The 23,523-nt window shown below is 70.7% G+C and carries 25 protein-coding genes; 5 read left to right on the top strand and 20 right to left on the bottom strand.

Going from position 1 to position 23,523, the window contains the following annotated elements; all coding sequences use genetic code 11:
• Positions 1–25: 25 nt before the first annotated feature.
• From ACZ7LU_RS27385 to ACZ7LU_RS27360, 6 genes are all read right to left on the bottom strand, one after another.
• On the bottom strand, positions 26–706 hold the full coding sequence (locus ACZ7LU_RS27385; RefSeq protein ID WP_468316365.1) for a GNAT family N-acetyltransferase: 681 nt from the start codon (positions 704–706) through the stop codon (positions 26–28).
• A 153-nt stretch (positions 707–859) separates the two neighbouring features.
• On the bottom strand, positions 860–1,675 hold the full coding sequence (locus ACZ7LU_RS27380) for a MetQ/NlpA family ABC transporter substrate-binding protein (protein ID WP_398310969.1): 816 nt from the start codon (positions 1,673–1,675) through the stop codon (positions 860–862).
• Positions 1,676–1,677: 2 nt separating this feature from the next.
• Positions 1,678–2,514, bottom strand: a complete 837-nt coding sequence (locus tag ACZ7LU_RS27375; protein ID WP_398310972.1) for a MetQ/NlpA family ABC transporter substrate-binding protein — start codon at positions 2,512–2,514, stop codon at positions 1,678–1,680.
• Positions 2,515–2,592: 78 nt separating this feature from the next.
• Entirely contained in the window at positions 2,593–3,339 is a 747-nt protein-coding gene (locus tag ACZ7LU_RS27370; RefSeq protein ID WP_471918281.1) for a methionine ABC transporter permease, read from the bottom strand.
• Positions 3,336–4,394, bottom strand: a complete 1,059-nt coding sequence (locus tag ACZ7LU_RS27365; protein WP_398310978.1) for a methionine ABC transporter ATP-binding protein — start codon at positions 4,392–4,394, stop codon at positions 3,336–3,338. Before ACZ7LU_RS27365 ends, ACZ7LU_RS27370 begins: the two co-directional genes overlap by 4 nt.
• 420 nt (positions 4,395–4,814) lie before the next feature.
• On the bottom strand, positions 4,815–5,462 hold the full coding sequence (locus tag ACZ7LU_RS27360; protein ID WP_398310981.1) for an HAD family hydrolase: 648 nt from the start codon (positions 5,460–5,462) through the stop codon (positions 4,815–4,817).
• Positions 5,463–5,575: 113 nt separating this feature from the next.
• Between ACZ7LU_RS27360 and ACZ7LU_RS27355 the strand changes: the two genes are divergently transcribed.
• Both ACZ7LU_RS27355 and ACZ7LU_RS27350 read left to right on the top strand, forming a co-directional pair.
• Entirely contained in the window at positions 5,576–5,935 is a 360-nt protein-coding gene (locus ACZ7LU_RS27355; RefSeq protein ID WP_468092432.1) for a hypothetical protein, read from the top strand.
• Complete coding sequence (locus tag ACZ7LU_RS27350; protein WP_468092430.1) at positions 5,916–6,368, top strand: hypothetical protein; 453 nt, start codon at positions 5,916–5,918, stop codon at positions 6,366–6,368. The genes ACZ7LU_RS27355 and ACZ7LU_RS27350 overlap by 20 nt, the downstream gene beginning before the upstream one ends.
• A gap of 82 nt (positions 6,369–6,450) precedes the next feature.
• Here the strand turns inward: ACZ7LU_RS27350 and ACZ7LU_RS27345 are convergent, their stop codons facing one another.
• The 4 genes from ACZ7LU_RS27345 to ACZ7LU_RS27330 form a co-directional block, all read right to left on the bottom strand.
• Complete coding sequence (locus tag ACZ7LU_RS27345) at positions 6,451–7,218, bottom strand: hypothetical protein (protein ID WP_471918280.1); 768 nt, start codon at positions 7,216–7,218, stop codon at positions 6,451–6,453.
• 72 nt (positions 7,219–7,290) lie between these two features.
• Positions 7,291–7,818: a GNAT family N-acetyltransferase gene (locus ACZ7LU_RS27340; RefSeq protein WP_470984539.1), complete on the bottom strand. Its 528-nt coding sequence runs from the start codon at positions 7,816–7,818 to the stop codon at positions 7,291–7,293.
• A 37-nt stretch (positions 7,819–7,855) separates the two neighbouring features.
• Positions 7,856–8,383, bottom strand: a complete 528-nt coding sequence (locus ACZ7LU_RS27335) for an RNA polymerase sigma factor (RefSeq protein ID WP_471918279.1) — start codon at positions 8,381–8,383, stop codon at positions 7,856–7,858.
• A 74-nt stretch (positions 8,384–8,457) separates the two neighbouring features.
• Positions 8,458–9,639: a glycerophosphodiester phosphodiesterase gene (locus ACZ7LU_RS27330; protein ID WP_468561441.1), complete on the bottom strand. Its 1,182-nt coding sequence runs from the start codon at positions 9,637–9,639 to the stop codon at positions 8,458–8,460.
• A 435-nt stretch (positions 9,640–10,074) separates the two neighbouring features.
• Here ACZ7LU_RS27330 and ACZ7LU_RS27325 point away from each other — a divergent pair, with 435 nt between their 5' ends.
• Entirely contained in the window at positions 10,075–10,695 is a 621-nt protein-coding gene (locus tag ACZ7LU_RS27325) for a lysophospholipid acyltransferase family protein (RefSeq protein WP_223828252.1), read from the top strand.
• A 191-nt stretch (positions 10,696–10,886) separates the two neighbouring features.
• Here ACZ7LU_RS27325 and ACZ7LU_RS27320 read toward each other — a convergent pair whose 3' ends face one another.
• The 5 genes from ACZ7LU_RS27320 to ACZ7LU_RS27300 form a co-directional block, all read right to left on the bottom strand.
• The gene (locus tag ACZ7LU_RS27320; protein ID WP_471918278.1) at positions 10,887–12,434 is read right to left on the bottom strand and encodes an MFS transporter; all 1,548 of its coding nucleotides are present in this window, start codon (positions 12,432–12,434) and stop codon (positions 10,887–10,889) included.
• Positions 12,431–12,982, bottom strand: coding sequence for a TetR/AcrR family transcriptional regulator (locus tag ACZ7LU_RS27315; protein ID WP_468092421.1), 552 nt, complete (start codon positions 12,980–12,982; stop codon positions 12,431–12,433). Before ACZ7LU_RS27315 ends, ACZ7LU_RS27320 begins: the two co-directional genes overlap by 4 nt.
• Before the next feature lie 53 nt (positions 12,983–13,035).
• Positions 13,036–14,010, bottom strand: a complete 975-nt coding sequence (locus ACZ7LU_RS27310; RefSeq protein WP_471918277.1) for an aldo/keto reductase — start codon at positions 14,008–14,010, stop codon at positions 13,036–13,038.
• 94 nt (positions 14,011–14,104) lie between these two features.
• Complete coding sequence (gene argH / locus ACZ7LU_RS27305; RefSeq protein ID WP_398311011.1) at positions 14,105–15,535, bottom strand: argininosuccinate lyase; 1,431 nt, start codon at positions 15,533–15,535, stop codon at positions 14,105–14,107.
• A gap of 45 nt (positions 15,536–15,580) precedes the next feature.
• A complete protein-coding gene (locus ACZ7LU_RS27300; RefSeq protein ID WP_398311014.1) occupies positions 15,581–16,774 on the bottom strand; it encodes an argininosuccinate synthase in 1,194 nt (397 codons plus the stop codon).
• Positions 16,775–16,926: 152 nt separating this feature from the next.
• Here ACZ7LU_RS27300 and ACZ7LU_RS27295 point away from each other — a divergent pair, with 152 nt between their 5' ends.
• On the top strand, positions 16,927–17,514 hold the full coding sequence (locus ACZ7LU_RS27295) for a pyridoxamine 5'-phosphate oxidase family protein (RefSeq protein WP_471918276.1): 588 nt from the start codon (positions 16,927–16,929) through the stop codon (positions 17,512–17,514).
• A gap of 73 nt (positions 17,515–17,587) precedes the next feature.
• Entirely contained in the window at positions 17,588–18,559 is a 972-nt protein-coding gene (locus tag ACZ7LU_RS27290; RefSeq protein WP_471918275.1) for a bile acid:sodium symporter family protein, read from the top strand.
• A 17-nt stretch (positions 18,560–18,576) separates the two neighbouring features.
• Here the strand turns inward: ACZ7LU_RS27290 and ACZ7LU_RS27285 are convergent, their stop codons facing one another.
• From ACZ7LU_RS27285 to argC, 5 genes are read right to left on the bottom strand one after another with little or no spacing between them, the layout of a single operon-like run.
• Positions 18,577–19,122, bottom strand: a complete 546-nt coding sequence (locus tag ACZ7LU_RS27285; RefSeq protein WP_468717938.1) for an arginine repressor — start codon at positions 19,120–19,122, stop codon at positions 18,577–18,579.
• Between the two features lie 7 nt (positions 19,123–19,129).
• A complete protein-coding gene (locus ACZ7LU_RS27280) occupies positions 19,130–20,335 on the bottom strand; it encodes an acetylornithine transaminase (RefSeq protein ID WP_398311026.1) in 1,206 nt (401 codons plus the stop codon).
• Positions 20,332–21,321: an acetylglutamate kinase gene (gene argB / locus ACZ7LU_RS27275; protein ID WP_471918274.1), complete on the bottom strand. Its 990-nt coding sequence runs from the start codon at positions 21,319–21,321 to the stop codon at positions 20,332–20,334. Before argB ends, ACZ7LU_RS27280 begins: the two co-directional genes overlap by 4 nt.
• A complete protein-coding gene (argJ, locus tag ACZ7LU_RS27270; RefSeq protein WP_471918273.1) occupies positions 21,318–22,469 on the bottom strand; it encodes a bifunctional glutamate N-acetyltransferase/amino-acid acetyltransferase ArgJ in 1,152 nt (383 codons plus the stop codon). The genes argB and argJ overlap by 4 nt, the downstream gene beginning before the upstream one ends.
• Positions 22,466–23,494 (bottom strand): N-acetyl-gamma-glutamyl-phosphate reductase, encoded by a 1,029-nt coding sequence (gene argC, locus ACZ7LU_RS27265; RefSeq protein WP_471918272.1) that lies wholly within the window; start codon positions 23,492–23,494, stop codon positions 22,466–22,468. Before argC ends, argJ begins: the two co-directional genes overlap by 4 nt.
• Positions 23,495–23,523 lie beyond the last annotated feature (29 nt).

Below are 23,523 nucleotides of genomic sequence, written 5' to 3'. Positions count from 1 at the left end.
GCGAGCCTACCTGCTGGAACCGGGGTCAGTTCCAGTCGGAGAAGGCCGAGAAGCCGCTGTCGGCGAGGCTCTCGGAGACGCCTTCGAGGTCTTCGGGCAACAGGCTCCAGACGATGAGGTCGGTGCGCACCTGCAGCCAGCCGCCGAAGGGGTCGCCGCCGTTGCGCGTGCGCGCTATCCAGGCGCCGCGCAGGACGCCCTCGCTGATGCAGCCGATCTTCTGCGCGACCTGCTGGGCGGCGGTGTTGTCGGCGGCGGTGCGCAGTTCGATGCGTTCGAACTTCTGGTCGTGGAACAGCCATTGGGCGGTGGCGAGCGCCGCCTCCGACGCGTAGCCCTCGCCGCGGGCCCAGGGGGCGACGACGTAGTTCAGTTCGGTGGAGCGCACGCGCCAGTCGGTGCACTTGAGTTGGACGATGCCGACGAGGCGCTGGGTGAGGAATTCGGTGACGGCGAGGACGAGGCCGCGGCCCTCGGCGCGCTCGGCGGGGGCCAGTCGGGTGATCCAGTCGCGCGCGTCGGCCTCGGTGAAGGGCTCGGGCACGGAGGTCCAGGCAGTGACCTGTTCGTCGTTCATCATCTCCGCGTACGCGGGGACGTCCGCCTCTTCGAGGGGGCGCAGCACCAGCCGCTCCGTGCTGATGGAGATGTCGGGGAACCCAGCCGAGCCCGACGTGCCCGATGTGCCCGAGGAGGCTGTAGTCATGCGCCGCTCCGTAACCTTCATAGACCTGAAGGACCTTCACCTTTCGGCCTTCTGAAGTGCCCAGCATGCAGCATGTGCGGGCGCAGACGCACCACGGGGTCCTCTCCCGGTGTGGAGGAGGACCCCGTGGGTGGCACGCGCGCGTGAGGCCGTTCAGCCCGCCCGGACGGGCAGGACGGAACCCCTGTACTTGTCCTCGATGAACCTCTTCACCTCGGGTGAAGTCAGCAGTTTCGCCAGCTTCCTGACCCGCGGGTCGTCCTCGTCGCCCTTCTTGACGGCGAGGACGTTGTTGTAGGGGTTGCTCTTCGGGGACTCGAGGAGGATCGCGTCCTTCTTGGGGCTGAGCTTCGCGTCGAGCGCGTAGTTGTTGTTGATGACCGCCGCGTCGAGGTCGTCGAGGGAGCGCGGCAGCTGCGCCGGTTCGAGCGGCTTGACGGTGAGCTTCTTCGGGTTGGACGTGATGTCCTCGGGCGTCGCGGTGCCGCCGACGCCCTTCTTGAGCCCGATGAGGCCCTTGGAGGCGAGCAGTTGGAGCGCCCGGCCCTCGTTGGTCGTGTCGTTCGGGACACCCACGGTCGCGCCCTCGGGGAGCCGGGCGACGTCCTTGACCTTCTTCGCGTACACACCCATCGGGGGCAGGTACACCTCGGTGACCGGTACCAGGTCCGCGTCCTTCGACTTGTTGAAGTCCTCGAGGTACGGGGTGTGCTGGTACAGGTTGGCGTCGAGGGAGCCCTCCTGGAGCGCGGTGTTCGGCGTGACGTAGTCCGTGAACTCCGTGATCCGCAGGTCGAGGCCCTCCTTCTTCGCGAGGTGCTGCTCGATGTACGCGAGGACCTCGCCGGCCGGCGTCGGGGTGGCGCCGACCACGAGCTCGCCGTCGTTCCCGGTGTCGGCGCCGCACGCGGTGAGGCCCAGAGCCAGGGTCAGGGCCCCCGCCGCGGCGGCGATGGCGGGCGTGCGCACGATCAGAACGCCGCGACGACGGCGCCGTCGTACTTGTCGTCGATGAACTTCTTGACCTCGGGCGAGGTGAGGAGCTTGGCGAGCTTCTTCACGCGCGGGTCGTTCTCGTCGCCCTTCTTGACGGCGAGGAAGTTGCCGTAGGGGTTGCCCTTGGCGGGCTCGGCGGCGATGGCGTCCTTGGCGGGGCTGAGCGCGGGCTTGGCCTCCAGGGCGTAGTTGCCGTTGATCACCGCGGCGTCGACGTCGGCCAGGGTGCGGGGCACCGTGGGGGCCTCGAGCTCCTTGAACTTGATGTTCTTGGGGTTCTTGGCGATGTCCTTGGGGGTGGCCTCGTAGCCCACGCCCTTCTTCAGCTCGATGATGCCGTTGTCCGCGAGGAGCTTGAGCGCGCGGGCCTCGTTGGTGGTGTCGTTCGGAATGGCGACGGTGGCGCCGTTCTTCAGCTCACCGAGCTTCTTGACCTTCTGCGAGTAGACGCCGAGCGGCTCCAGGTGAACCGTGGCTCCCGGGACGGGCACGATGTCGGTGCCGCGCTTCTTGTTGAAGTCGTCCAGGTACGGCTTGTGCTGGAAGTAGTTGGCGAAGACCTCGCCCTGTTCCACGGCGGTGTTCGGCGTGACGTAGTCGGTGAATTCCTTCACCTCGAGGTCGAGGCCCGCCTTCTTGGCGAGGTTCTTCTGGACGTAGTCCAGGATCTCGCCCTGCGGCGTCGGGGTCGCGGCGACGACGAGCGGGCCGTCCTTGTCGCCGGAGCCCTTGTCGGAGCCGCAGCCGGAGAGCCCGAGAGTGAGGGCTCCGGCGGCGAGGACAGCGGTGGTGATCTTGGCGGTGTTACGCACGAAAAGTGCCTTTCTCCATGGGTGGTGCAGCCCCGCGTTGGTGTGCGGGGAAGTCTGCGGTGGCGCCGGTGGGGCCGGTCAGCCGGTCTTCGTGGTCGACTCGGCGGCGACCGTGCCGGGCAGCGTGCCGCGCAGCGGCCGGAAGAGCAGCAGCCGGCCGGAGCCGCCGCCGCGCTTGTGCAGCCTGCGGGCCGCGTAGTCGCCCACGAACTGGATGATCGAGATGACCACGGCGAGGATCGCCACGGTGATCCACATGAGCTCGGTCTCGAAGCGCTGGTAGCCGTAGCGCAGGGCGAGGTCGCCGAGGCCGCCGCCGCCGACGGTGCCCGCCATGGCGGAGTAGCCGATGAGGGCGACGATCGTGGTGGTGGCGCCGGAGATCAGCGAGGGCAGCGACTCCGGGACGAGGACCTTGCGCACGACGGTCCAGGTGGAGCCGCCCATCGACTGCACGGCTTCGACGAGCCCGCCGTCGACCTCACGGATGGAGGTCTCCACCAGGCGCGCGAAGAACGGGATGGCGCCGATGGCCAGCGGCACGAGCGCGGCCTCGCGGCCGATCGTGGTGCCGGTGATCCAGCGCGTGAAGCCCATCAGGGCGACCATCAGGATGATGAAGGGCATCGAGCGCGCGATGTTCACGATCTGCCCGATCACCTTGTTGAGGAGGGCGTTCTGCAGCAGCCCGCCGCGCTCGGTGAGGACGAGCAGGATGCCGAGCGGCAGTCCGGCGGCGACGGCTATCAGCGTCGACCAGCCCACCATGTAGAGGGTGTCCCAACAGGCCTGCTCCAGCAGGGGCTGCATCTCCGACCAGGTCACTTGGCACCTTCCTTGACCAGCAGCGGCTCGCTCTTCGGCGTCGGCGCGGGGTCTTCGCCCGCGATGTCGACCTGCAGCCCCTGCTCGCGCAGGAAGCCGATCGGGACGACGTTCTCCTCGAAGCGGCCGGGCAGCTCGATGCGCATGCGGCCGACCTGGCGGCCCGCGACGGTGTCCATCGCGGCGCCGAGGATCGAGATGTCGATGTTGTACGTGCGCGACAGCTGGGAGATGACCGGCTGGGTGGCGGCCTCGCCGTGGAAGGTCACGTCGACGACGGTGCGGTCGTCGCCCGTGGCCTCACCGCTGACCGGGAAGAGCGCGGCGGCGAGCTCGGATCCCGGCGTCGCGAGCAGCTCGCTGACGGTGCCGGACTCGATGATCTGTCCGCGCTCCATGAGGGCGGCGGAGTCGCAGACGCTCTTGACGACGTCCATCTCGTGCGTGATGAGCAGGACGGTCAGGCCGAGCTGCTGGTTGAGGTCGCGCAGGAGCTGGAGGATGGAGCGGGTCGTCTCGGGGTCGAGGGCGCTGGTCGCCTCGTCGGAGAGCAGCACCTTCGGGTCGCCGGCCAGGGCGCGGGCGATGCCGACGCGCTGCTTCTGGCCGCCGGAGAGCTGGGCCGGATAGGACTTCGCCTTGTCGGCGAGACCGACCAGGTCGAGCAGTTCGAGCGCCTTGCGGGAGCGCTCGGCGCCACTGAGACCGAGGATCTCCAGCGGCAGCTCGACGTTGTCCTGCACGGTCCTGGAGGACAGCAGGTTGAAGTGCTGGAAGACCATGCCGATGCGGCTGCGGGCCCGGCGCAGTTCCTTGCCCGCGCGCGGACCGCGTCCCGCCAGGGCGGTGAGGTCCTGGCCGGCGACGGTCACGGTGCCGGAGGTGGGGCGCTCGAGGAGGTTGACGCAGCGGATCAGGGAGGACTTGCCGGCGCCGGACTGGCCGATGACGCCGTACACCTCGCCCTCGCGGACGTGCAGGTCGACTCCGTCGAGGGCGGTTACTTCACGACCGCGTGAGCGGTAGACCTTGGTGAGGCCGGAAGTGGTGATCACAGGGGTTTCCGTCACTGTCGAGTGCGCGGCGCGGGATGCGCCGGGCACGGGGCATTCGTTCGGAACGCGGCACGGTTCTCGCGGTGGTGGTGCGGTGGAACCGGAGGACGTGTGCGCGGGGGCCGGCTCGCCTCCTACGTCGACTTGTCGACTCCATGGGGTTCATCGAGTACGTCGGTCGGGAGCGGCACAGCGGCTTCGCTTCGGGGCGCGAGGCTCAGAGGTGGTGCGGGGGCCCTCAGAAGGCGCACATTCGACACATACAACGAGCACCGGGCGTCGTGATCGCCTCGGTCGCAAGGGTGCGGCTGCTCGTCGTGGTCATGGGGCCAAGTAAAACACGCGTGAGGTCGGCGTCCGCCACCGCTGTCCGCATTACGGACAGCGGTGGGACGGCGACGGACGCGCGACGCCGGCGGGTCAGTCGGCGGTCACGATCTCCACGCCGCCCGCCGTGGCCTGCGCGGACACGGCGGAGAGGTCCTTGACGACCACATCGGCGGAGAGCTCGGAGGCGTCGTGCGTTGTGGCCAACGCCACGGTGGTCATCCCCGCGGCCCGGCCCGCCTGGAGTCCGGCCGGCGCGTCCTCGAAGACGACGCAGCGCGCGGGGTCGGCGCCGAGCTTCTCGGCCGCGAGGAGGAAGGGCTCCGGGTCGGGCTTGCCGTGCGTGATGTCGTCGGCGGCTATGAGGAGGCCGGGGCGGATGCCGACCTCGGCGAGCCTGGCCTCGGCGAGGACGCGGGTCGCCGAGGTCACCACGGCCCAGCGGTCCATCGGCAGGGAGTCCAGGAGCTCACGCGTACCGGGCAGCAGCACGACACCGCCCGCGACGTCGGAGACCTCCAGCTCGTCGATGCGGGCGACGGCCTCGGCGACCTTCTCCGGCGGCAGCAGGTCTGCGGCGATGTCGGCGGCGGGACGCCCGTGCAGCTCGACCCGGCCGAACTCCTCCGCGGTGATCCCGTACTCCCGCGCCCACCGCGTCCAGCAGCGGTACACCGACTCCAGGGAGGAGACGAGAGTGCCGTCGTTGTCGAACAGGAGCGCGTCAGCATGGATCTTCATGAGCATCGAGCGTACGGGGCGCTCCCACGGACGGTGCAGGGGGCCGAGGGCCGGACGCGGGGGTCCCAGGGCCGGACGCGGCGGGCCGGAGGACCCGTAATAAAGTCACGGGCATGCTTGTTGCCCTGACGATCGCGACCTCGGTGGCCGCGCTCGCCCTCGCCGCCTGGTGCGGTTTCGCCGCGTACCGCGACCAGCCGACCAAGGACTGGCACTTCATCGGCATGGGCGTGGTGACCCTGCTGGCCGCCGTCCAGCTGGTCGCCGGCATCGTCCAGCTCGCCCGCGGCGAGCAGGCGGAACAGGGCACGGTGATCTTCGTGGCCTATCTCATCGGCGCTTTTGCGTGCGTCCCCGCGGCGGGCTTCATGTCGCTGGCCGAGCGCAGCCGCTGGGGCTCCCTGACGGTCGCCGCGGGCGGCGTGGTGCTCGCGGTGCTCGAAGTACGGCTCTATGACATCTGGGGAGGCTGAGGTGACGGTGACCGAAGAGAGCGAGCCCCGTGGCACCCGCCAGAAGCTGATCGCCGGGCCGGGCATCCTGCTGGTGTGGCTGTACGGCGTGATGGTCGTCGGCGCCGTGTCGCGCTCGGCCGTGCAGATCTCCACGGACTTCGACAAGGCCCCGCTCGCGTACTCGCTCTCCGCGCTCGCGGGCCTCGTCTACGGCTTCATCACGTACTCGCTGGTGCGCGGCGGGAGCACGGCCCGCACGGCGGCGCTCGTGTGCTGCGCCGCCGAGCTGGTCGGCGTGCTCGGCGTGGGCACGTGGACGCTGGTGGAGCCGTCCGCCTTCCCGGACGCCACGGTGTGGTCGGACTTCGGGATGGGCTACCTCTTCATCCCGGTGATCCTGCCGGTGACGGCGATCTTCTGGCTGATGAAGGCGCGCAGGGCGGGGCGCTGAGCACGCCCGGGGCCGAGCCCCTCCGGAGCTGAGAGCCTCCGGAGCTGAGTGCCTCCGGAGCTGAGAGCCCGGCCCCCGCGCGTCAGGCCCCGGCTTGCGCCTTCGTCACCCGGTCCAGCTGGGCGTCGATCAGGTCGAGATCGGGCCCGGTGAGTTCCCAGGGCGCTTCGAGGTTGGTGGCCTGGAAGGTGACGACGGTCGAGCCGCTGCGGATCACGGTGTACCGGGCGCTCGCCGACTCGCCGTTGACGCCGCCCTGGAGGACGTACGCGACGGCGTCGTCACCGAGACCTTGGGCGGGCCAGTCCTCGACGTCGCCGTACGTCCCCTTGGCGCTCTCGAAGCCGCTGCCGCACTTCGCCACCGCTTCGCGGAGCCCGGCCATCACCTTCTTGGCGCCGGCCGTGTCGTGCGCGGCGAGCCCGACGACGAGCTCGGTGCCCTTCGGCTCGGTGTACGTGGAGCCCTTCTCGATGACGGAGTAGGGGTGGAAGGCCTTCGGCTGCGGGCTGGAGCTGTACGACAGCATCTGGTCCAGCGGGCGGCACCGGGCCGGGGTGGCACTGGATTCCGCTTTTCCGTAGGCGGCGGCCACCCCGTTGTTCAGGGCCCGGATCCGGTGCCGCGCGCCCACGTCGGCGTTGGTGAGGGCCATGGCCTTCAGGGCGGCCGGCCGATCCCGGTCGGCCGCCCCTCCGGCCTTCACCCCCTGCGAGGCCCGGGCCCCCTTCTTCGCGTCGGCCCGGTCCTCGGCGTCGCCGGAGCCGCCACCGCACGCGACCGCGCCAAGCAGCACCGGTAACACCAGGGCAGCCGAGTACCGCGTGCACCGCTCCTGAAAAGTACGCATCTATAGTCCCCACCCAGTGTTCAGAACATCGTCACGCGATGTTCACAGCGGGGTGAGTCAACGCGCGTCGGATCAGGCCGTCAATGTGACGCGGGACACGCCTTCGCCGCTCGTGTCCGAGTCCTTGGCGAGGGTCACGACCGTGAGCCGGTCGTCGACGCGCTGGGTCTTGACCGGGGCATAGCCGTGCTTGCGGTACAGCTGGAGGTTCTGTTCGCTGCGGTGGCCGGTGAAGAGCTGGAAGGACTTCGCGGTGCCGTCCGCACCGAGGCGGAGCTCTATGGCGTCGAGGAGCCGGCCGCCGAGGCCGTGCCGCTGCATCCTCGGGTGGACGATGAGCTTGCCGATGCGCGCGGTGCCGTCGGCGTCGACCGTGCCGCGCACGGAGGCCACCACCTCGGTGCCGAGCCGGGCCACCAGGACCGTGCCCGCGGCCAGCTCCGCCCTGACGGAGTCGAGGGACTGGGTCAGGGGTTCGATCGAGTAGTCGCCGTAGAGCTCGGCCTCGCTCTGGTAGCAGAGGTACTGCAGTTTGAGGATCTGTTCGGCGGCGTCCTGGTCGTCGGCCGCCGCCTCCGAGATGGTCACGCTCATGCCCATGTGTGCATGCCTCCCGCTCACCTGCTCCACCGGTTGTCTAACGCTCCATTCCCCGCAGGGCTGGAGCCGCAACCTCCGCCGCCAGCATTCTGCGCAGGCATCCCAGGCAACGGGAACGTTCTGGCCCCAGACTCCCCTGTGACATTCCCAACTCCCCTGCGATTTCTCGGTAGGTGAGGTCTTCGGGGGACAGAAGTGCGGCCATGAGACGGGGGCAGCGGCCGGGCAGCCTGCGCACCGCGGCGTGCAGCGCGCGGTCCCGGTCGGCGGTCAGGGCGCGCTGCTCGGGGCCACGCTCGGCGTCGTCGGCGGGCTCGGTCGCGTACGCCGCTTCCTGTCGGCTCGTACGCCGGGTGCGGCGCGCCTCGGCCTGGACGGCGCCGCGCAGCCACAGCGCCGGGTCGGCGGGCGGCCCGTCGGACTCCAGGCTCTCCAACAGGCGCAGCCAGACGGCCTGTTCGAGGTCGCCGGGATCGGTGCCCGAGCCGAGCGCCTCCGCGGACGCCTCGGCGGCGAGCAGCGGGCGCAGGGTGGGGATGAGCGTGGGGATGAGGTCGTACGTCATGCACGGCGGGACGCGGCCGCTCCGGCGCCGGGTTTCCGGAGCGGCCGTGTCTCACCCCAACCGGGGCCGCGACCTCACCGGTTGACGAAGTCGGCGGCGGCGAGCAGGGCGGTGTCCGGGTTGTCGGAGAAGATGCCGTCGATGCCCGTCGCGAAGTAGGTCTTGAAGGCGCCGAAGGCGTCTCCGTAGGCGGCCGGGTCGGTGCCCTTCCTGAAGTTCGCGGGCAGGAAGGTGTTCTCGTTGCGCATCGTGTACGGGTGCAGGATCAGGTCGGCCGCGTGCGCGTCGTCGACGAGCGTGGTCGGGGTGCCGAGGCTGCCGTCGGCCTTCCTCGGGATGATCAGGTCGAGGGTCGGGCCGATGCCCTGCGCGAAGCGCGCCATCCACCGCAGCCCCTCGGGCTTGATCAGGTCGGCGACGGTGCGCGGGTCGCCCGCCTCGACGAAGTCCCAGGGGCGGGAGTTCGCGCTGGACAGGAGCACGACGCGCGGCGCCGAGACCAGTTTGGCCAGGCGCTGGATGCTGCTGGGCTCGAAGGACTGCAGGAAGGTGGGCGAGTTCTTCCGATGCCTGCCGTAGCGGCGCAGGAGCTTGGCGAGCGGCTCTTCGAGGCCGAGGCCCAGCTTGCGGAAGTACGTGGGGTGCTTGGTCTCGATGTGCAGCCAGATGGGCTTCCCGCGCTTGCGGCCCTCTTTCTCGGCCCAGCGGAAGACCTCTTCGAGGGTGGGGACGTCCCAGCGGCCGTCGTAGAGGGTGTTGCGCTGGCGGGTGCCGGGGATGCGCTCCTTGGCGCGCAGCGTCTTCAGCTCGGCGAGCGTGAAGTCCTCGGTGAACCAGCCGGTGAGGCTGGTGCCGTCGACGGACTTGGTGGTCTTGCGGGAGGCGAACTCGGGGTGGGCCGAGACGTCCGTCGTCGCCGTGATGTCGTTCTCGTGACGGCAGACGAGATGGCCGTCCTTGGTGGGCACGACGTCCTGCTCGATGACGTGCGCGCCCATGTCGAGGGCGAGCTGGTACGAGCCGAGCGTGTGTTCCGGCCGATAGCCGCTGGCGCCCCGGTGGGCCACGACCGTCGGCACGGGCAGCGACTTGTATCCGCCATGTCTGCCGTGCCCGTCGCCGTGCCGTTCGTCCGCTCTCGCCACGCCGGGCAGTCCCACGGCGGCGGTGCCCGCACCGAGGATCGCCGCCCCCAGTACCGCTCGACGCCCCCGGCTGGTCCCCGACTGCTGCTGCCCCGACTCCTGCGTCGCCATTGGCGCTCCTCCCGATGTACCGCTGCCTTGCACCTGACAAAGCGGGACTGATCGTAGGTGGCCACAAGTGACCTGTGGGAGACCCCTGAAGGAACGGCGGGGTGACGTGGCGTGGCGAGTGGGCGCACCATGGGGGTGGTGGTGCGTGCCGAGCGGCCACCACGCGGAGCGAACGGTGTGCGTGACAAGAACCACTGATTCGGGCCACAGCGACCCCGCGGGGATACGGTCGTCCCACGGGCGACGGCCCCGGGCGACACCGCACGGAATCAGGTCAACACTGCGTATCGGGCCCATGAACCCGATGTGCAAAGGGCGGTGGCCCGCGAGTACCGTACTCACCTGCACTTACTCGTCGTCGACCCGTTGACACCGGAGGGCCTGTTGTCCCGTCTAGCGCTCATCAAGGCAGTGCTCGGACCGATCTTGCGCCTGATGTTCCGCCCACGGGTAGAAGGCGCCGAGAACATCCCGGGGACCGGGCCCGTCATCCTGGCCGGAAACCACCTGACGTTCATCGACTCGATGATCCTGCCGCTCGTGACCAACCGGCCGGTGTTCTTCATCGGCAAGGACGAGTACGTCACCGGCAAGGGCCTCAAGGGCCGCCTCATGGCGTGGTTCTTCACCGGCGTCGGCATGATCCCGGTCGACCGGGACGGCGGTCGCGGCGGTGTCGCCGCGCTGATGACCGGCCGGCGCATCCTCGACGACGGCAAGGTCTTCGGCATCTACCCCGAGGGGACGCGCTCCCCCGACGGCCGGCTCTACCGGGGGCGTACGGGCATCGCCCGCCTCACCCTGATGACCGGCGCGCCCGTCGTCCCCTTCGCGATGATCGGCACGGACAAGCTCCAGCCCGGCGGCAAGGGGCTGCCGCGGCCCGGCAAGGTGACGGTCCGCTTCGGCGAGGCGATGGAGTTCTCCCGGTACGACGGGATGGACCGCGACCGCTATGTGCTGCGCGCGGTGACGGACTCCGTGATGACGGAGGTCATGCTGCTGTCGGGGCAGGAGTACGTGGACATGTACGCCACGAAGGCGAAGGCCGCGTAGGCCTGCGGGGCTTGAGCGGATTACTTGGGCTTGTTTGGCGGGTGCGGGTTGTGTGTGGCTGGGCGCGCAGTTCCCCGCGCCCCTGAAAGACCCGCAGCAGACGGCGATGAACGGCGCCCCGTCAGGGGCGCGGGGAACTGCGCGGCCCGCCCCCACCGGCCCGCGGCCGACGAACCCGCCCCGCGCAGCGGTCAGTGTTCGGGGCCCGGGCCGTCCTCCAGTTTCTGGTCCTTCAGGAGGAACCAGGCGACCGCCGCGGTCACGAGGAGAACCCCCGCCCCGACGCCCGCCGCGAGGCGAAGCCCGTCGACGAAGGCCGTCTGGGCCGCTGAGAGAAGCACGTCCGCCTGCGCGGACGGAAGATCCGCCACCGACTCCACCGCGCCGCCGAGCGATTCGTGCGAGGCGGACGCCACGTCGGGCGGCGTGCCCGGTGGGGCCGTGAAGTCGCGGTAGACACCGGTGACGATGGAGCCCAGCAGGGCGATGCCGAGGGCCGCGCCCAGTTCGTACGCCGTCTCGGAGACCGCGGAGGCCGCGCCCGCCTGTTCCTTGGGGACGCTGGAGAGGATGACGTCGGCGGTCACGGTGAACGAGAAGCCCGCGCCGATACCGACGACCAGGAGCGACGCGCCGAGCAGCGGATAGCCGGTGTGCTGGCTCAGCCCCGTGAGCGCGGCGAGCGAGAGGCCGACCGCCGCGAGGCCGCCGGCGACCACGACCCGTACCGAGAACCGCCGGGCCACCATGCCCGCGATGAGGCCCGCCCCCACCGCGCCCACCGCGGCGGGCAGTTCCGCGAGGCCCGCCTCGAACGGGCGCCTGCCCTGGACCAGTTGCAGGAACTGGGAGAGGAAGAAGACCAGGCCGGACAGGCCGAGGACGGTCAGCAGGTCGGCGAGGACCGCGCCCGAGAACCCGCGGTTGCGGAAGAGCCGCATGTCCAGGAGCGGCGCGGGGAGCGTGAGTTGGCGGCGTACGAACCAGACGAGCGCGGCGACACCGACGACGGCGGCCGTCACGGCGTCCCAGCGCAGCCCGTGCGCGGCCGCTTCCTTGATGGCGTACACCACCGCGATCATGCCGATGAGCGAGAGCGCGACACTGATCAGGTCCCAGGGTCCCGGCGCCGGGTTCTTGGACTCGGGCAGGAACTTGATGCCGACGAGGACGAGCACGGCCATCACCGGCAGGTTGATGAGGAAGACCGAGCCCCACCAGAAGTGTTCGAGCAGGAAGCCACCGACGACGGGCCCGACGGCCGCGCCCGCGGAGGCCATGGCGCCCCAGATGCCGACCGCGAGGCTGCGCTCGCGCGGGTCGTGGAAGATGTTCCGGATCAGCGCCAGCGTCGACGGCATCAGCGTCGCGCCCGCGACACCGAGCAGCGCACGGGCCAGGATCATCAGCTCGGGGCTGGTGGCGTAGGAGTTGAGGACCGACACCGCGCCGAAGGCGACGGCTCCGGTGAGCAGCAGCTTCTTGCGGCCGATGCGGTCACCGAGGCTGCCCATGGAGACGAGCAGGCCCGCGATCACGAAGGAGTAGACGTCTCCGATCCACAGCAGCTGGGTGCCGGAGGGTTTGAGGTCCTCGCTGATGTACGGCGTCGCCAGGCCGAGCACGGTCGCGTCGACGGCGACCAGGAGCACGGCCAGCGCGAGCACGGCGAGCGCGAGCCAGCGGCCGGGGCTGCGCTCCGCCTCCGGTGCCGCTGTCGGCCGGTGAATGCTGGTCATGAGTCCACTCTCCGCTGTACGCCGCCGATCAGCAGCTCGGCGATCATGTACGAGACGTCGTTGGCGGCCACCCGGCCGTCCTGGACGGCCCAGGCGCCGGAGCCGATGAGGCCGTAGAGCGCCTCGGTCAGCCAGGCAGGGGTCAGGTCGATGCGGAACTCGCCGCTCTCCTGGCCGCGCCGGAAGAGCGCAGCGAGCCGCTCGTCGATACGGGACCAGCCCTCGTGCTGCGCGTCGCCCTCGAAGAGCTGGTTCTCGGTGTAGAGGAACGCGAGCAGCCCGGCGGCCGGCTCGAGCTCCTTCACCAGGCGCCGCAGGGCGTCGCCCGCGCCGCCCTCGTCGAGCCCGGCGCGCCCGAGGGCGGCCTCGCACTCCTGGAGGCCCAGCTCTTCCAGGGCGAGGACGAGCGCGTCGCGGCCGGCGAAGTGGCGGTGGAGGGTCGCCCTGCTGATGCCCGCGGCGCGGGCGACCTCGTCCATGGTGGCGGTTGCCTTGCGGGTGAGCAGGGCCGCGGCGGTGCGCAGGACCTGATCGCGATCGACTGACATGAGACAACCATAAGCCTACTGAGACAAAGACGTCTCAGTGGCCGGGCGGGCCGTCAGTTCCAGGGCAGCCGCGCGCGGCCCTCCCAGTACGCGGCGGGGTCCTGGGTGAGCCCCACGAGCCGCTCCACCTGCCCGGCGTCCAGGTCGACGGCGGCGGCGTGCAGGTTGGAGACGAGCTGGACCGAGGTGGCCGCGCCGGACAGGACCACGCCGGTCCAGGGTTCGGCCAGCAGGACGGCCAGCGCCACCGCGTCGCAGCCGAGCCCCGTCTCCTCGGCGACCTCGCGCAGCGCGGGCGGCGCGTACGGTCCGGCGAGCCGGCCGTTGGCCAGGCCCTCCTTGACGATCACGGTGAGCCCCGCGTCGTGCGCCTCGGCGAGCGCGGGCCCCGCGGAGGTCTCCAGGATGTTGTACGTCGCCTGGACGGTGCGGAAGAGCGGCTCCCCGTCGACGGTCACGGCGAGGGCGGCGCGGATCGCGGCCGCCTGTCCCGGGCCGCTCACGGAGAGGCCGACGGTGACGCCCTCGGCCGCGAGCTCGGCGAGGCGGGCGTGGAGTTCCTTGTCGGTGAGCGCCGGGCTCTCGGGCGTCACGGAGTGGATCTGGTAGAGGTCGAGCCGGTCGCCGAGCAGAGCGGCGGTCTCGGCGCGCTGACGGGCGTACGCCGCCGGGCTGTGGTCCTTGACCTCGTGCGGGCCCTCGACCTCGGTGCGCCAGTCGGCCGTGTACGTATAGCCCCACTTGCTGCCGATGACGACGTCGCGGATGTCCGGCCTGGCGCGCAGCCAGTCGGCGAGGAACTCCTCGGAGCGGCCGTACGACCGCGCCACGTCGACGTAGCGGACGCCCGAGGCGTAGGCCGCGTCGAGGAGTTCGAAGGTGCGTTCGCGCAGGGCCTCGACGCTGCGGGACGGCGGCAGGTCGGTGTCGCGGCCGAGCGTGATGTAGCCGGGCCTGCCGACGGCGGCGAGACCGAGCCCTATGTGCGCGGTCGGGGACGTGGCTTCGGCCAGCCGGGCGAAGGGCATCGCGGGCTCCTCGTTGTAGGGGGTGCCCCGTCAACGTAACCCGCGACGCCCCTGGAAGCTCGCGACGCCCCCGGTGGCCGGCGGCGCCCCCGCGTCACCTGCGGGCGTTCACCCACTCCTTCTGCACCGACAGGTCCGCCTTGACGTCGGCGAGCTGGTCGGCGACGGCCGAGGGCGCGGTGCCGCCGCGGCCGCTGCGGGAGGCCAGCGCACCGGGCACGTTCAGGACGGTGCGCACCTCGGGCGTGAGGTGTTCGGAGATGGCGGCGAACTGGTCGTCGGTGAGGTCGTCGAGCTCCTTGCCCTCGGCCTCGGCGACCTTCACGCACTCGCCCGCGACCTCGTGCGCGACACGGAACGGCACGCCCTGCTTGACCAGCCACTCGGCGATGTCGGTAGCGAGCGAGAAGCCGGCCGGGGCCAGCTCCTCCATGCGCTCGCGGTGGACGGTGAGCGTCGCCATCATGCCGGTGAAGGCGGGCAGCAGGATCTCCAGCTGGTCGCAGGAGTCGAAGACCGGCTCCTTGTCCTCCTGGAGGTCGCGGTTGTACGCGAGCGGGAGGGCCTTGAGCGTGGCGAGCAGGCCCGTCAGATTGCCGATGAGGCGGCCCGACTTGCCCCGCGCCAGCTCGGCGATGTCCGGGTTCTTCTTCTGCGGCATGATCGACGAGCCGGTCGAGAAGGCGTCGTGGAGGGTGACGAAGGAGAACTCCTTCGTGTTCCAGATGATGACCTCCTCGGCGATCCGGGAGAGGTTCACGCCGATCATCGCGGTGATGAAGGCGAACTCCGCGACGAAGTCGCGCGAGGCCGTCCCGTCGATGGAGTTGGCGGACGAGCCGTGCTCGAAGCCGAGGTCCCGCGCGACCGCCTCGGGGTCGAGGCCGAGCGAGGACCCGGCCAGCGCGCCCGAGCCGTAGGGCGACACGGCCGTCCGCGAGTCCCACTGCCGCAGCCGCTCCGCGTCCCGGGACAGCGCCTGGACGTGCGCGAGGACGTGGTGCGCGAAGAGCACCGGCTGGGCGTGCTGAAGGTGTGTGCGCCCCGGCATGGCGACGTCGGGGTGCGCCTCGGCGAGACCGACGAGCGCGCCCTGGAGGTCGGCGAGCAGGCCGCCGATGATCCGGGCGTGGTCGCGCAGGTACATCCGGAAGAGCGTCGCCACCTGGTCGTTGCGAGACCGGCCGGCCCGCAGCTTGCCGCCGAGGTCGGGGCCGAGCCGTTCGAGGAGGCCCCGCTCCAGGGCGGTGTGGACGTCCTCGTCGGCGATGGTGCCGACGAACGATCCGTCGGCCACGTCGGCCTCCAGACGGTCGAGCCCGTCCAGCATCCCGGCCAGCTCGTCGTCGGTGAGCAGGCCCGCCGTGTGGAGCACGCGCGCGTGGGCGCGGGATCCCGCGATGTCGTACGGCGCCAGGCGCCAGTCGAAGTGGACCGATGCCGACAGCTTCGCCAGGGCCTCCGCGGGCCCGTCGGCGAACCGTCCGCCCCAGAGCCGGACGTCACCGCCGTTGTTGCTGCTCACTGCACGTACTCCTCAAGGCTGTTGCTGGTACGGCGGGCCGCGCGCTTACGCGAGGTCCCGCTTGGCGGCGATCTTCGACGAGAGACCGAAGATCTCGATGAAGCCCTGCGCCTTGGACTGGTCGAACGTGTCGCCCGAATCGTAGGTGGCGAGGTGGAAATCGTAGAGCGACTCGCTGGACCTGCGCCCGGTGACGACGGCGCGGCCGCCGTGCAGGGTCATCCGGATGTCGCCGGTCACGTACTGGTTCGCCTCTTCGATGAAGCCGTCGAGGGCCCGCTTGAGCGGCGAGAACCACAGGCCGTCGTAGACCAGTTCGCCCCAGCGCTGCTCGACCTGCCGCTTGTAGCGGGCCAGTTCGCGCTCGACGGTGACGTTCTCCAGCTCCTGGTGGGCGGTGATGAGCGCGAGGGCGCCCGGCGCCTCGTACACCTCGCGGGACTTGATGCCGACGAGGCGGTCCTCGACCATGTCGATCCGGCCGATTCCCTGGGCGCCCGCGCGCTCGTTGAGCCGCTGGATCGCCTGGAGGACGGTGACGGGCTCGCCGTCGACGGCGACCGGCACACCGGCCTCGAAGGAGATGACGACCTCGTCGGCCTCGCGCGGCTCGGCCGGATTCGCGGTGTACTCGTAGATGTCCTCGATCGGCGCGTTCCAGATGTCCTCCAGGAAGCCCGTCTCGACGGCCCGTCCGAAGACGTTCTGGTCGATGGAGTACGGCGACTTCTTGGACGTCGCGATCGGGAGCTGCTTCTCCTCGCAGAAGGCGATCGCCTTGTCCCGGGTCATCGCGTAGTCACGGACGGGGGCGATGCACTTGAGGCCGGGGGCGAGGGCGACGATGCCGGCCTCAAAGCGCACCTGGTCGTTGCCCTTGCCGGTGCAGCCGTGGGCGACCGTGCCGGCGCCGTGCTTCTCGGCGGCGGCCACCAGGTGCTTGACGATCGTGGGCCGCGAGAGGGCGGAGACCAGCGGATAGCGGTCCATATAGAGGGCGTTGGCCTTGATCGCCGGGAGGCAGTACTCCTCGGCGAACTCGTCCTTGGCGTCGGCGACCTCGGCCTCCACGGCACCGCAGGCGAGCGCGCGCTTGCGGATGACGTCCAGGTCCTCGCCGCCCTGGCCGACGTCGACGGCGACGGCGATGACCTCGGCCCCCGTCTCCTCGGCGATCCAGCCGATGGCGACGGACGTGTCAAGACCGCCCGAATAGGCGAGTACGACGCGCTCGGTCACGGGGCCCTCCTTGCGGTGCGTTCATGCGTTGTTATGCATGAGTATGCAGTGCTCCGTATGTTTCGTCAATCCAGCGAGCAAGGGGTGGCGTGGGCCGGCGGCGCGAGAAAGTTCGTTAGACAGACGAAGTACTTGTCCCCGATAATCCCCGCATGGGAAAGACTCACGAACGCATAGACGGCAGGCTGCGCACCTTCATCGAGGAGCAGCCGATGTTCTTCACGGCGACCGCTCCCCTCGCCGACGACGGCACGATCAACCTCTCCCCCAAGGGCCTCAAGGGCTCCTTCGCGGTCATCGACGAACTCACCGTCGCCTACCTGGACTTCGCGGGGAGCAACGCCGAAACCGTCGCGCACCTCAGGGAGAACGGCCGCATCACGCTCATGTGGTGCGCCTTTCAGGGACCGCCCAACATCGTGCGCGTGCACGGCAGGGGCGAGCCCGTCTTCCGTGACGACCCGCGCTTCCCCGACCTGCTCGGCCACTTCCCCGACATCGACCCCACTCCGCACGGTCTGCGCGCGGTCATCGTCGTGAAGGCCGACCTGGTCCGCGACACGTGCGGCTACGCGGTGCCCTTCATGTCGTACGACGAGGACCGCGATCTGCACGCCAAGCGCTTCGCGCGCGAGGACGACGCCTCGCTGAGCGCGTACTTCACCAAGAAGGACCACATCGCGCAGAGCATCGACGGGCTGCCGGGGCTGCCGTTGCCCCTGCCGCCCAGCGTCGCCTGAGCCGAAGCTCGTGTAGCGACCACATATCGAGACGGGGTTGCACGCGCGTACGGCCGGGGCGTTGCATCGCGCCGTGCAGACCGAACAGACGAACACCGGCTCCACCGTCGGCGGGACGGGCACGGCCGACCGGGCCGCCCGCCGCGCCGTCACCGTCTTTCCCGTTCTCGTCCTGGCCGCGGGCGCGCTCGGCCTCGCCCTGCCGGACGCCTTCGAAGGCTGGGGAACGAACGTCCCGTACCTGCTGGGTGTGGTGATGTTCTGCATGGGGCTGACGATGACCCCGCTCGACTTCCAGGGCGTGGTCAAGCGGCCCTGGGCGGTCGCGCTCGGGCTCGTCGCGCACTACGTCATCATGCCGGGGCTCGGCTGGCTGATCGCCCACGCGCTCGGCCTGTCACCGCAGTTGGCGGCCGGTGTGATCCTGGTGGGGTGCGCGCCGAGCGGCACGGCGTCGAACGTGGTGACCTACCTGGCGCGCGGCGACGTGGCGCTGTCCGTCTCCGTCGCCACCGTCTCGACCGTCCTCGCGCCGCTGATCACACCGCCGCTGACGCTGCTGCTCGCGGGCGAGTATCTGCCCGTCGACGCGGGTTCGATGGTGACGGACATCCTCAAGACGGTGCTGCTGCCCGTGCTCGCGGGGCTGGTGGTGCGGCTGCTCTTCGGGCGGTACGTCGACCGGGTCCTCGGCGCGCTGCCCTGGCTGTCGGCGCTGACCATCGCCGCCATCGTGGCGATCGTCGTCGCGGGCAGCGCCGCGGCCATCAAGTCGGCCGCCGTCCTGGTGTTCCTCGCGGTGTTCCTGCACAACGGCCTCGGTCTCGCGCTCGGTTACGGCGCGGGCAAACTGGCCCGGCTCGGGCCGCCCGCCTCACGGGCGATGGCCTTCGAGGTCGGCATGCAGAACTCGGGCCTCGCGGCGTCCCTGGCCACGGCCCACTTCAGCCCGCTGGCGGCGCTGCCCGCGGCGGTGTTCTCCGTGTGGCACAACGTGTCGGGGGCGTTGGTGGCGGCGTGGATGGCGCGCCGCCCCCGCAGCTGAGCCGCGCGGCCGACCCCTCAGTGCTCGTTCGACGCCAGCCGCAGCAGGTGGTCCGCCAGCGCCTGGCCCCCCGAAGGCTCCCTGCTGATCAGCATCAGCGTGTCGTCGCCCGCGATCGTGCCGAGGATGTCGTGCAGTTCGGCCTGGTCGATGGCCGATGCCAGGAACTGGGCGGCGCCCGGTGGCGTGCGCAGGACGACGAGGTTGGCCGAGGCCTCCGCGGAGATCAGGAGTTCCGCGGAGAGGCGTCGCATCCGCTCCTCCTTGGCCGACTCGCCCAGCGGTGCGCGCGGGGTGCGGAAGCCGCCCTCGCTCGGCACCGCGTAGATCAGGTCGCCCTCGGCGTTGCGGATCTTGACCGCGTTCAGTTCGTCCAGGTCCCGGGAGAGCGTCGCCTGGGTGACGCTCAGACCGTCGTCGGCGAGCAGCTTCGCCAGCTGGCTCTGGGAGCGCACCGGCTGCCGGTTGAGGATGTCCACGATCCGGCGGTGGCGTGCGGTGCGGGTCTGCGGCACGGCGGGACCCGCGTGGTCGCCGTGCTCGTTGCCTTGCGCCTGGCTCATCGTCGTCTCATTCTCCGGATCGTCCGTCCCCGTCGGCCTCGGCGGCCTTGTGCAGGATGCCGGGCAGTGCCTTCAGGAACGCCTCCACCTCGTCGTCGCGCACGTTCAGCGGCGGCATCAGCCGTACGACATCGGGGGCGGGCGCGTTCACGAGGAAGCCGGCGTCCTGAGCCGCCTGCTGCGCCCGCGGCGCGAGCGGCTCGGTGAGCACGATACCCAGCAGCAGGCCCGCACCCCTGACGTGCCGTACCAGCGGGTGCCCTTGTGACTCGATTCCGTCGCGCAGCTTTTCGCCCGCGCGCTTGGTGTTCTCCAGGAGGCCCTCGGCCTCGATGGTGTTCAGGACGGCGAGGCCCGCGGCGCACGCGACGGGGTTGCCGCCGAACGTCGTGCCGTGGTGACCGGGCTTGAAGAGTTCCGCGGCGGCGCCGAACGCGACGGTCGCGCCGAGCGGGAGCCCGCCGCCCAGACCCTTCGCGAGCGTGACGACATCCGGCTGTACGCCGTCGTGCGCCAGGTACTCGAACCACTGCCCGGTGCGGCCGATTCCGGTCTGCACCTCGTCGAGGACGAGGAGCGTGCCGGTGGCCTCGGTGATCTCCCGGGCCGCCTTGAGGTAGCCCGCGGGCGGCACGACGACGCCGTTCTCGCCCTGGATCGGCTCGATCACGACGAAGGCGGTGTCGGTGGTGACGGCCGCGCGCAGCGCCTCCACGTCGCCGTACGGGACGTGGGTGACGTCGCCGGGCAGCGGCAGGAACGGCTCCTGCTTGCCGGGCTGGCCGGTGAGGGCGAGCGCCCCCATGGTGCGGCCGTGGAAGCCGCCCTGGGTGGCGACCATGTGCGGGCGGCCGGTCAGCCGGCCGAGCTTGAACGCGCCTTCGTTGGCCTCGGCGCCGGAGTTGCAGAAGTACACCCGGCCCTCGCGCCCGAAGAGTCCGAGCAGCTTCTCGGCGAGCGCGACGGGCGGCTCGGCGACGAAGAGGTTCGACACGTGGCCGAGGGCACCGATCTGGGTGCTCACGGCCTCGACGAGCGCCGGGTGGGCGTGGCCGAGGGCGTTGACCGCGATGCCGCCGACGAAGTCGAGGTACTCCTTGCCGTCGGCGTCCCACAGCTTGGTGCCCGCGCCGCGCACGAGGGGCAGCCGGGGCGTGCCGTAGTTGTCCATCAGCGCGCCCTGCCAGCGCGCGGTCAGCTCCTGGTTGCTCATGACTCCCCCTTCGTGTCGGTGATGCTGTCGTGGGTGATGCTGTCGTCGGTCGTGGTGTCGTCGGTGGTGCTGTCGTCCTGGTCGGGCACGACCATTGTGCCGATGCCTTCGTCGGTGAAGATCTCCAGCAGGATCGAGTGCTGGACGCGGCCGTCGATGACGCGGGCCGTCTCGACGCCGTTGCGCACGGCGTGCAGACAGCCCTCCATCTTCGGGACCATGCCGCTGGCCAGCTCCGGCAGGAGCTTCTCCAGCTCCTTCGCGGTGAGGCGGCTGATCACCTCGTCGCTGTTGGGCCAGTCCTCGTAGAGGCCCTCGACGTCGGTGAGGACCATCAGGGTCTCGGCATCAAGCGCCGCAGCGAGTGCCGAAGCCGCCGTATCAGCATTGACGTTGTAGACATGGTGATCGTCCTGGGAACGGGCGATCGAGGAGACGACCGGGATGCGGCCGTCGGCGAGCAGCGCCTCGATGGCGCCGGTGTCGATCTCGGTGATCTCGCCGACCCGGCCGATGTCGACCAGCTCGCCCTCGATGCGGGGCCGGTGCTTGGTGGCGGTGATGGTGTGGGCGTCCTCGCCGGTGAGGCCGACGGCGAGCGGGCCGTGCCGGTTGAGCAGCCCGACGAGCTCGCGCTGCACCTGTCCGGCGAGCACCATGCGTACGACGTCCATGGCGTCCTCGGTGGTGACGCGCAGGCCCGCCTTGAACTCGCTGATGATGCCGTGCCGGTCGAGGGCCTTGCTGATCTGCGGTCCGCCGCCGTGCACGACGACGGGCTTGAGGCCCGCGTGGTGCAGGAAGACGACGTCCTGCGCGAAGGCGGCCTTCAGCTCCTCGTCGACCATGGCGTTGCCGCCGAACTTGATGACGACGGTCTTGCCGCGGTGCCGGGTGAGCCAGGGCAGCGCCTCGATGAGGATCTGGGCCTTGGGGAGCGCGGTGTGTTTGCGGGCGGTGGGCTGGCCGCCGGGGTCTTTGCTCATGAGGAGTACGCGCTGTTCTCGTGGACGTAGTCCGCGGTGAGGTCGTTGGTCCAGATCGTCGCGGTCTCGTCACCGGCCGCGAGGTCGGCGGTGATGACGACCTCGCGGTAGCGCATGTCGACGAGGTCGCGGTCCTCGCCGACGGAGCCGTTCTTGCAGACCCAGACGCCGTTGATGGCGACGTTCAGCCGGTCGGGGTCGAAGGCGGCGGAGGTGGTGCCGATGGCGGAGAGCACGCGGCCCCAGTTGGGGTCCTCGCCGTGCAGGGCGCACTTGAGGAGGTTGTTGCGGGCGATGGAGCGGCCCACCTCGACGGCGTCGGCCTCGCTCGCGGCGTTCACGACGTCGACCCTGATGTCCTTGCTGGCGCCCTCGGCGTCGCCGATGAGCTGCCGTCCGAGGTCGGCGCAGACCTCGCGGACGGCCTCGGCGAACTCGGCGTACTCGGGGGTGACTTCGGCGGCGCCCGAGGCGAGCAGCAGCACCGTGTCGTTGGTGGACATGCAGCCGTCGGAGTCGACGCGGTCGAAGGTGAGCCGGGTGGCGTCGCGCAGGGCGCGGTCCAGGACGTCGGCTTCGAGGTCGGCGTCCGTGGTCAGGACGACGAGCATCGTGGCGAGGCCGGGGGCGAGCATGCCCGCGCCCTTGGCCATGCCGCCGACGGTCCAGCCGTCCTTGGTGACCACGGACGTCTTGTGCACGCTGTCGGTGGTCTTGATGGCGATGGCGGCCTTCTCGCCGCCGTGCGCGGAGAGCTCACCTGCGGCCTTCTCGACGCCCGGCAGCAGCTTGTCCATGGGGAGGGTCACGCCGATGAGCCCGGTCGAGGCGACGGCGACCTCACCGGCGTTCACGGACAGGACGTCGGCCACCTTCTCGGCGGTGGCGTGCGTGTCCTGGAAGCCCCGGGGACCCGTACAGGCGTTGGCGCCACCGGAGTTGAGGACGACGGCGGAGACGAGGCCGCCCTTGAGGACCTGCTCCGACCACAGGACCGGGGCGGCCTTGACGCGGTTGGAGGTGAAGACGCCCGCGGCGGCCAGGCGGGGCCCGGTGTTGGCCACGAGGGCCAGGTCCGGGTTGCCGTTCTCCTTGATTCCGGCGGCGATGCCCGCGGCCGTGAATCCCTTGGCTGCCGTCACACTCACGGCGCTACTCCGATCGTAGTGAGCCCGGTGGTCTCGTCGAGGCCGAGGGCGATGTTCATGCTTTGGAGGGCGCCGCCCGCGGTGCCCTTGGTCAGGTTGTCGATGGCGCTGACGACGATCACGCGGCCGGCCGCCTCGTCGTACGCGACCTGGAGCTGCACCGCGTTCGACCCGTATACGGAGGCGGTGGCGGGCCACTGCCCTTCGGGGAGCAGCCGCACGAACGGCTCGTCGGCGAACGCCTTCGCGTACGTCTGTCGCACGGACTCGGCGGTGACGCCCGGCTTGGCCTTCGCGCTGCAGGTGGCGAGGATGCCGCGGGACATCGGGGCGAGGGTCGGCGTGAAGGAGACGCTGACGGGGGTGCCCGCGGCGGAGCTCAGGTTCTGGATCATCTCGGGGGTGTGCCGGTGGCCGCCGCCCACCCCGTACGGGGACATGCTGCCCATGACCTCCGAGCCGAGGAGGTGCGGCTTGGCGGCCTTGCCCGCGCCGGAGGTGCCGGATGCCGCGACGATCACCGCTTCGGGCTCGACGAGGTCCGCGGCGTACGCGGGGAAGAGGGCGAGCGAGACGGCGGTGGGGTAGCAGCCGGGCACCGCGATGCGCTTGGTGCCCGCCAACGCGGCACGGGCGCCGGGCAGTTCGGGCAGGCCGTAGGGCCAGGTGCCGGCGTGCGGGCTGCCGTAGAATTTCTCCCAGTCCCCCGCGTCCCTCAACCGGAAGTCGGCCCCCATGTCCACGACGAGGACGTCAGGGCCGAGCTGCTCGGCGACGGCGGCGGACTCCCCGTGCGGCAGGGCGAGGAAGACCACGTCATGCCCCGCGAGCACGTCCGCGGTGGTCGGCTCCAGGACGCGGTCGGCGAGCGGCGCGAGCTGCGGCTGCAGGCCGCCCAGTACCCGGCCCGCGTTCGAGTTGCCGGTGAGGGCGCCGATCTCCACGTCGGGGTGACCGAGCAGCAGACGCAGCAGCTCGCCGCCCGCGTACCCACTCGCCCCTGCCACTGCTGCGCGTACCCTCATGGAACCCTCCTCTTGGATGGCATGACTAT

This window comes from Streptomyces sp. NPDC039462, from assembly GCF_055639375.1.
The sequence above is the reverse complement of the archived record's forward strand: the minus strand, read 5'-3'. Positions and strand labels throughout refer to the sequence as shown.

What these genes read in the sequence shown, in the direction of transcription:
- ACZ7LU_RS27385 (WP_468316365.1), bottom strand. Translation starts at nt 706, where the DNA reads ATGACTACAGCCTCCTCGGGCACATCGGGCACGTCGGGCTCGGCTGGG.
- ACZ7LU_RS27360 (WP_398310981.1), bottom strand. Translation starts at nt 5,462, where the DNA reads ATGAAGATCCATGCTGACGCGCTCCTGTTCGACAACGACGGCACTCTC.
- ACZ7LU_RS27355 (WP_468092432.1), top strand. Translation starts at nt 5,576, where the DNA reads ATGCTTGTTGCCCTGACGATCGCGACCTCGGTGGCCGCGCTCGCCCTC.
- ACZ7LU_RS27350 (WP_468092430.1), top strand. Translation starts at nt 5,916, where the DNA reads ATGACATCTGGGGAGGCTGAGGTGACGGTGACCGAAGAGAGCGAGCCC.
- ACZ7LU_RS27345 (WP_471918280.1), bottom strand. Translation starts at nt 7,218, where the DNA reads ATGCGTACTTTTCAGGAGCGGTGCACGCGGTACTCGGCTGCCCTGGTG.
- ACZ7LU_RS27340 (WP_470984539.1), bottom strand. Translation starts at nt 7,818, where the DNA reads ATGGGCATGAGCGTGACCATCTCGGAGGCGGCGGCCGACGACCAGGAC.
- ACZ7LU_RS27335 (WP_471918279.1), bottom strand. Translation starts at nt 8,383, where the DNA reads ATGACGTACGACCTCATCCCCACGCTCATCCCCACCCTGCGCCCGCTG.
- ACZ7LU_RS27330 (WP_468561441.1), bottom strand. Translation starts at nt 9,639, where the DNA reads ATGGCGACGCAGGAGTCGGGGCAGCAGCAGTCGGGGACCAGCCGGGGG.
- ACZ7LU_RS27325 (WP_223828252.1), top strand. Translation starts at nt 10,075, where the DNA reads ATGTTCCGCCCACGGGTAGAAGGCGCCGAGAACATCCCGGGGACCGGG.
- ACZ7LU_RS27320 (WP_471918278.1), bottom strand. Translation starts at nt 12,434, where the DNA reads ATGACCAGCATTCACCGGCCGACAGCGGCACCGGAGGCGGAGCGCAGC.
- ACZ7LU_RS27315 (WP_468092421.1), bottom strand. Translation starts at nt 12,982, where the DNA reads ATGTCAGTCGATCGCGATCAGGTCCTGCGCACCGCCGCGGCCCTGCTC.
- ACZ7LU_RS27310 (WP_471918277.1), bottom strand. Translation starts at nt 14,010, where the DNA reads ATGCCCTTCGCCCGGCTGGCCGAAGCCACGTCCCCGACCGCGCACATA.
- ACZ7LU_RS27295 (WP_471918276.1), top strand. Translation starts at nt 16,927, where the DNA reads ATGGGAAAGACTCACGAACGCATAGACGGCAGGCTGCGCACCTTCATC.
- ACZ7LU_RS27285 (WP_468717938.1), bottom strand. Translation starts at nt 19,122, where the DNA reads ATGAGCCAGGCGCAAGGCAACGAGCACGGCGACCACGCGGGTCCCGCC.
- ACZ7LU_RS27280 (WP_398311026.1), bottom strand. Translation starts at nt 20,335, where the DNA reads ATGAGCAACCAGGAGCTGACCGCGCGCTGGCAGGGCGCGCTGATGGAC.
- argB (WP_471918274.1), bottom strand. Translation starts at nt 21,321, where the DNA reads ATGAGCAAAGACCCCGGCGGCCAGCCCACCGCCCGCAAACACACCGCG.
- argC (WP_471918272.1), bottom strand. Translation starts at nt 23,494, where the DNA reads ATGAGGGTACGCGCAGCAGTGGCAGGGGCGAGTGGGTACGCGGGCGGC.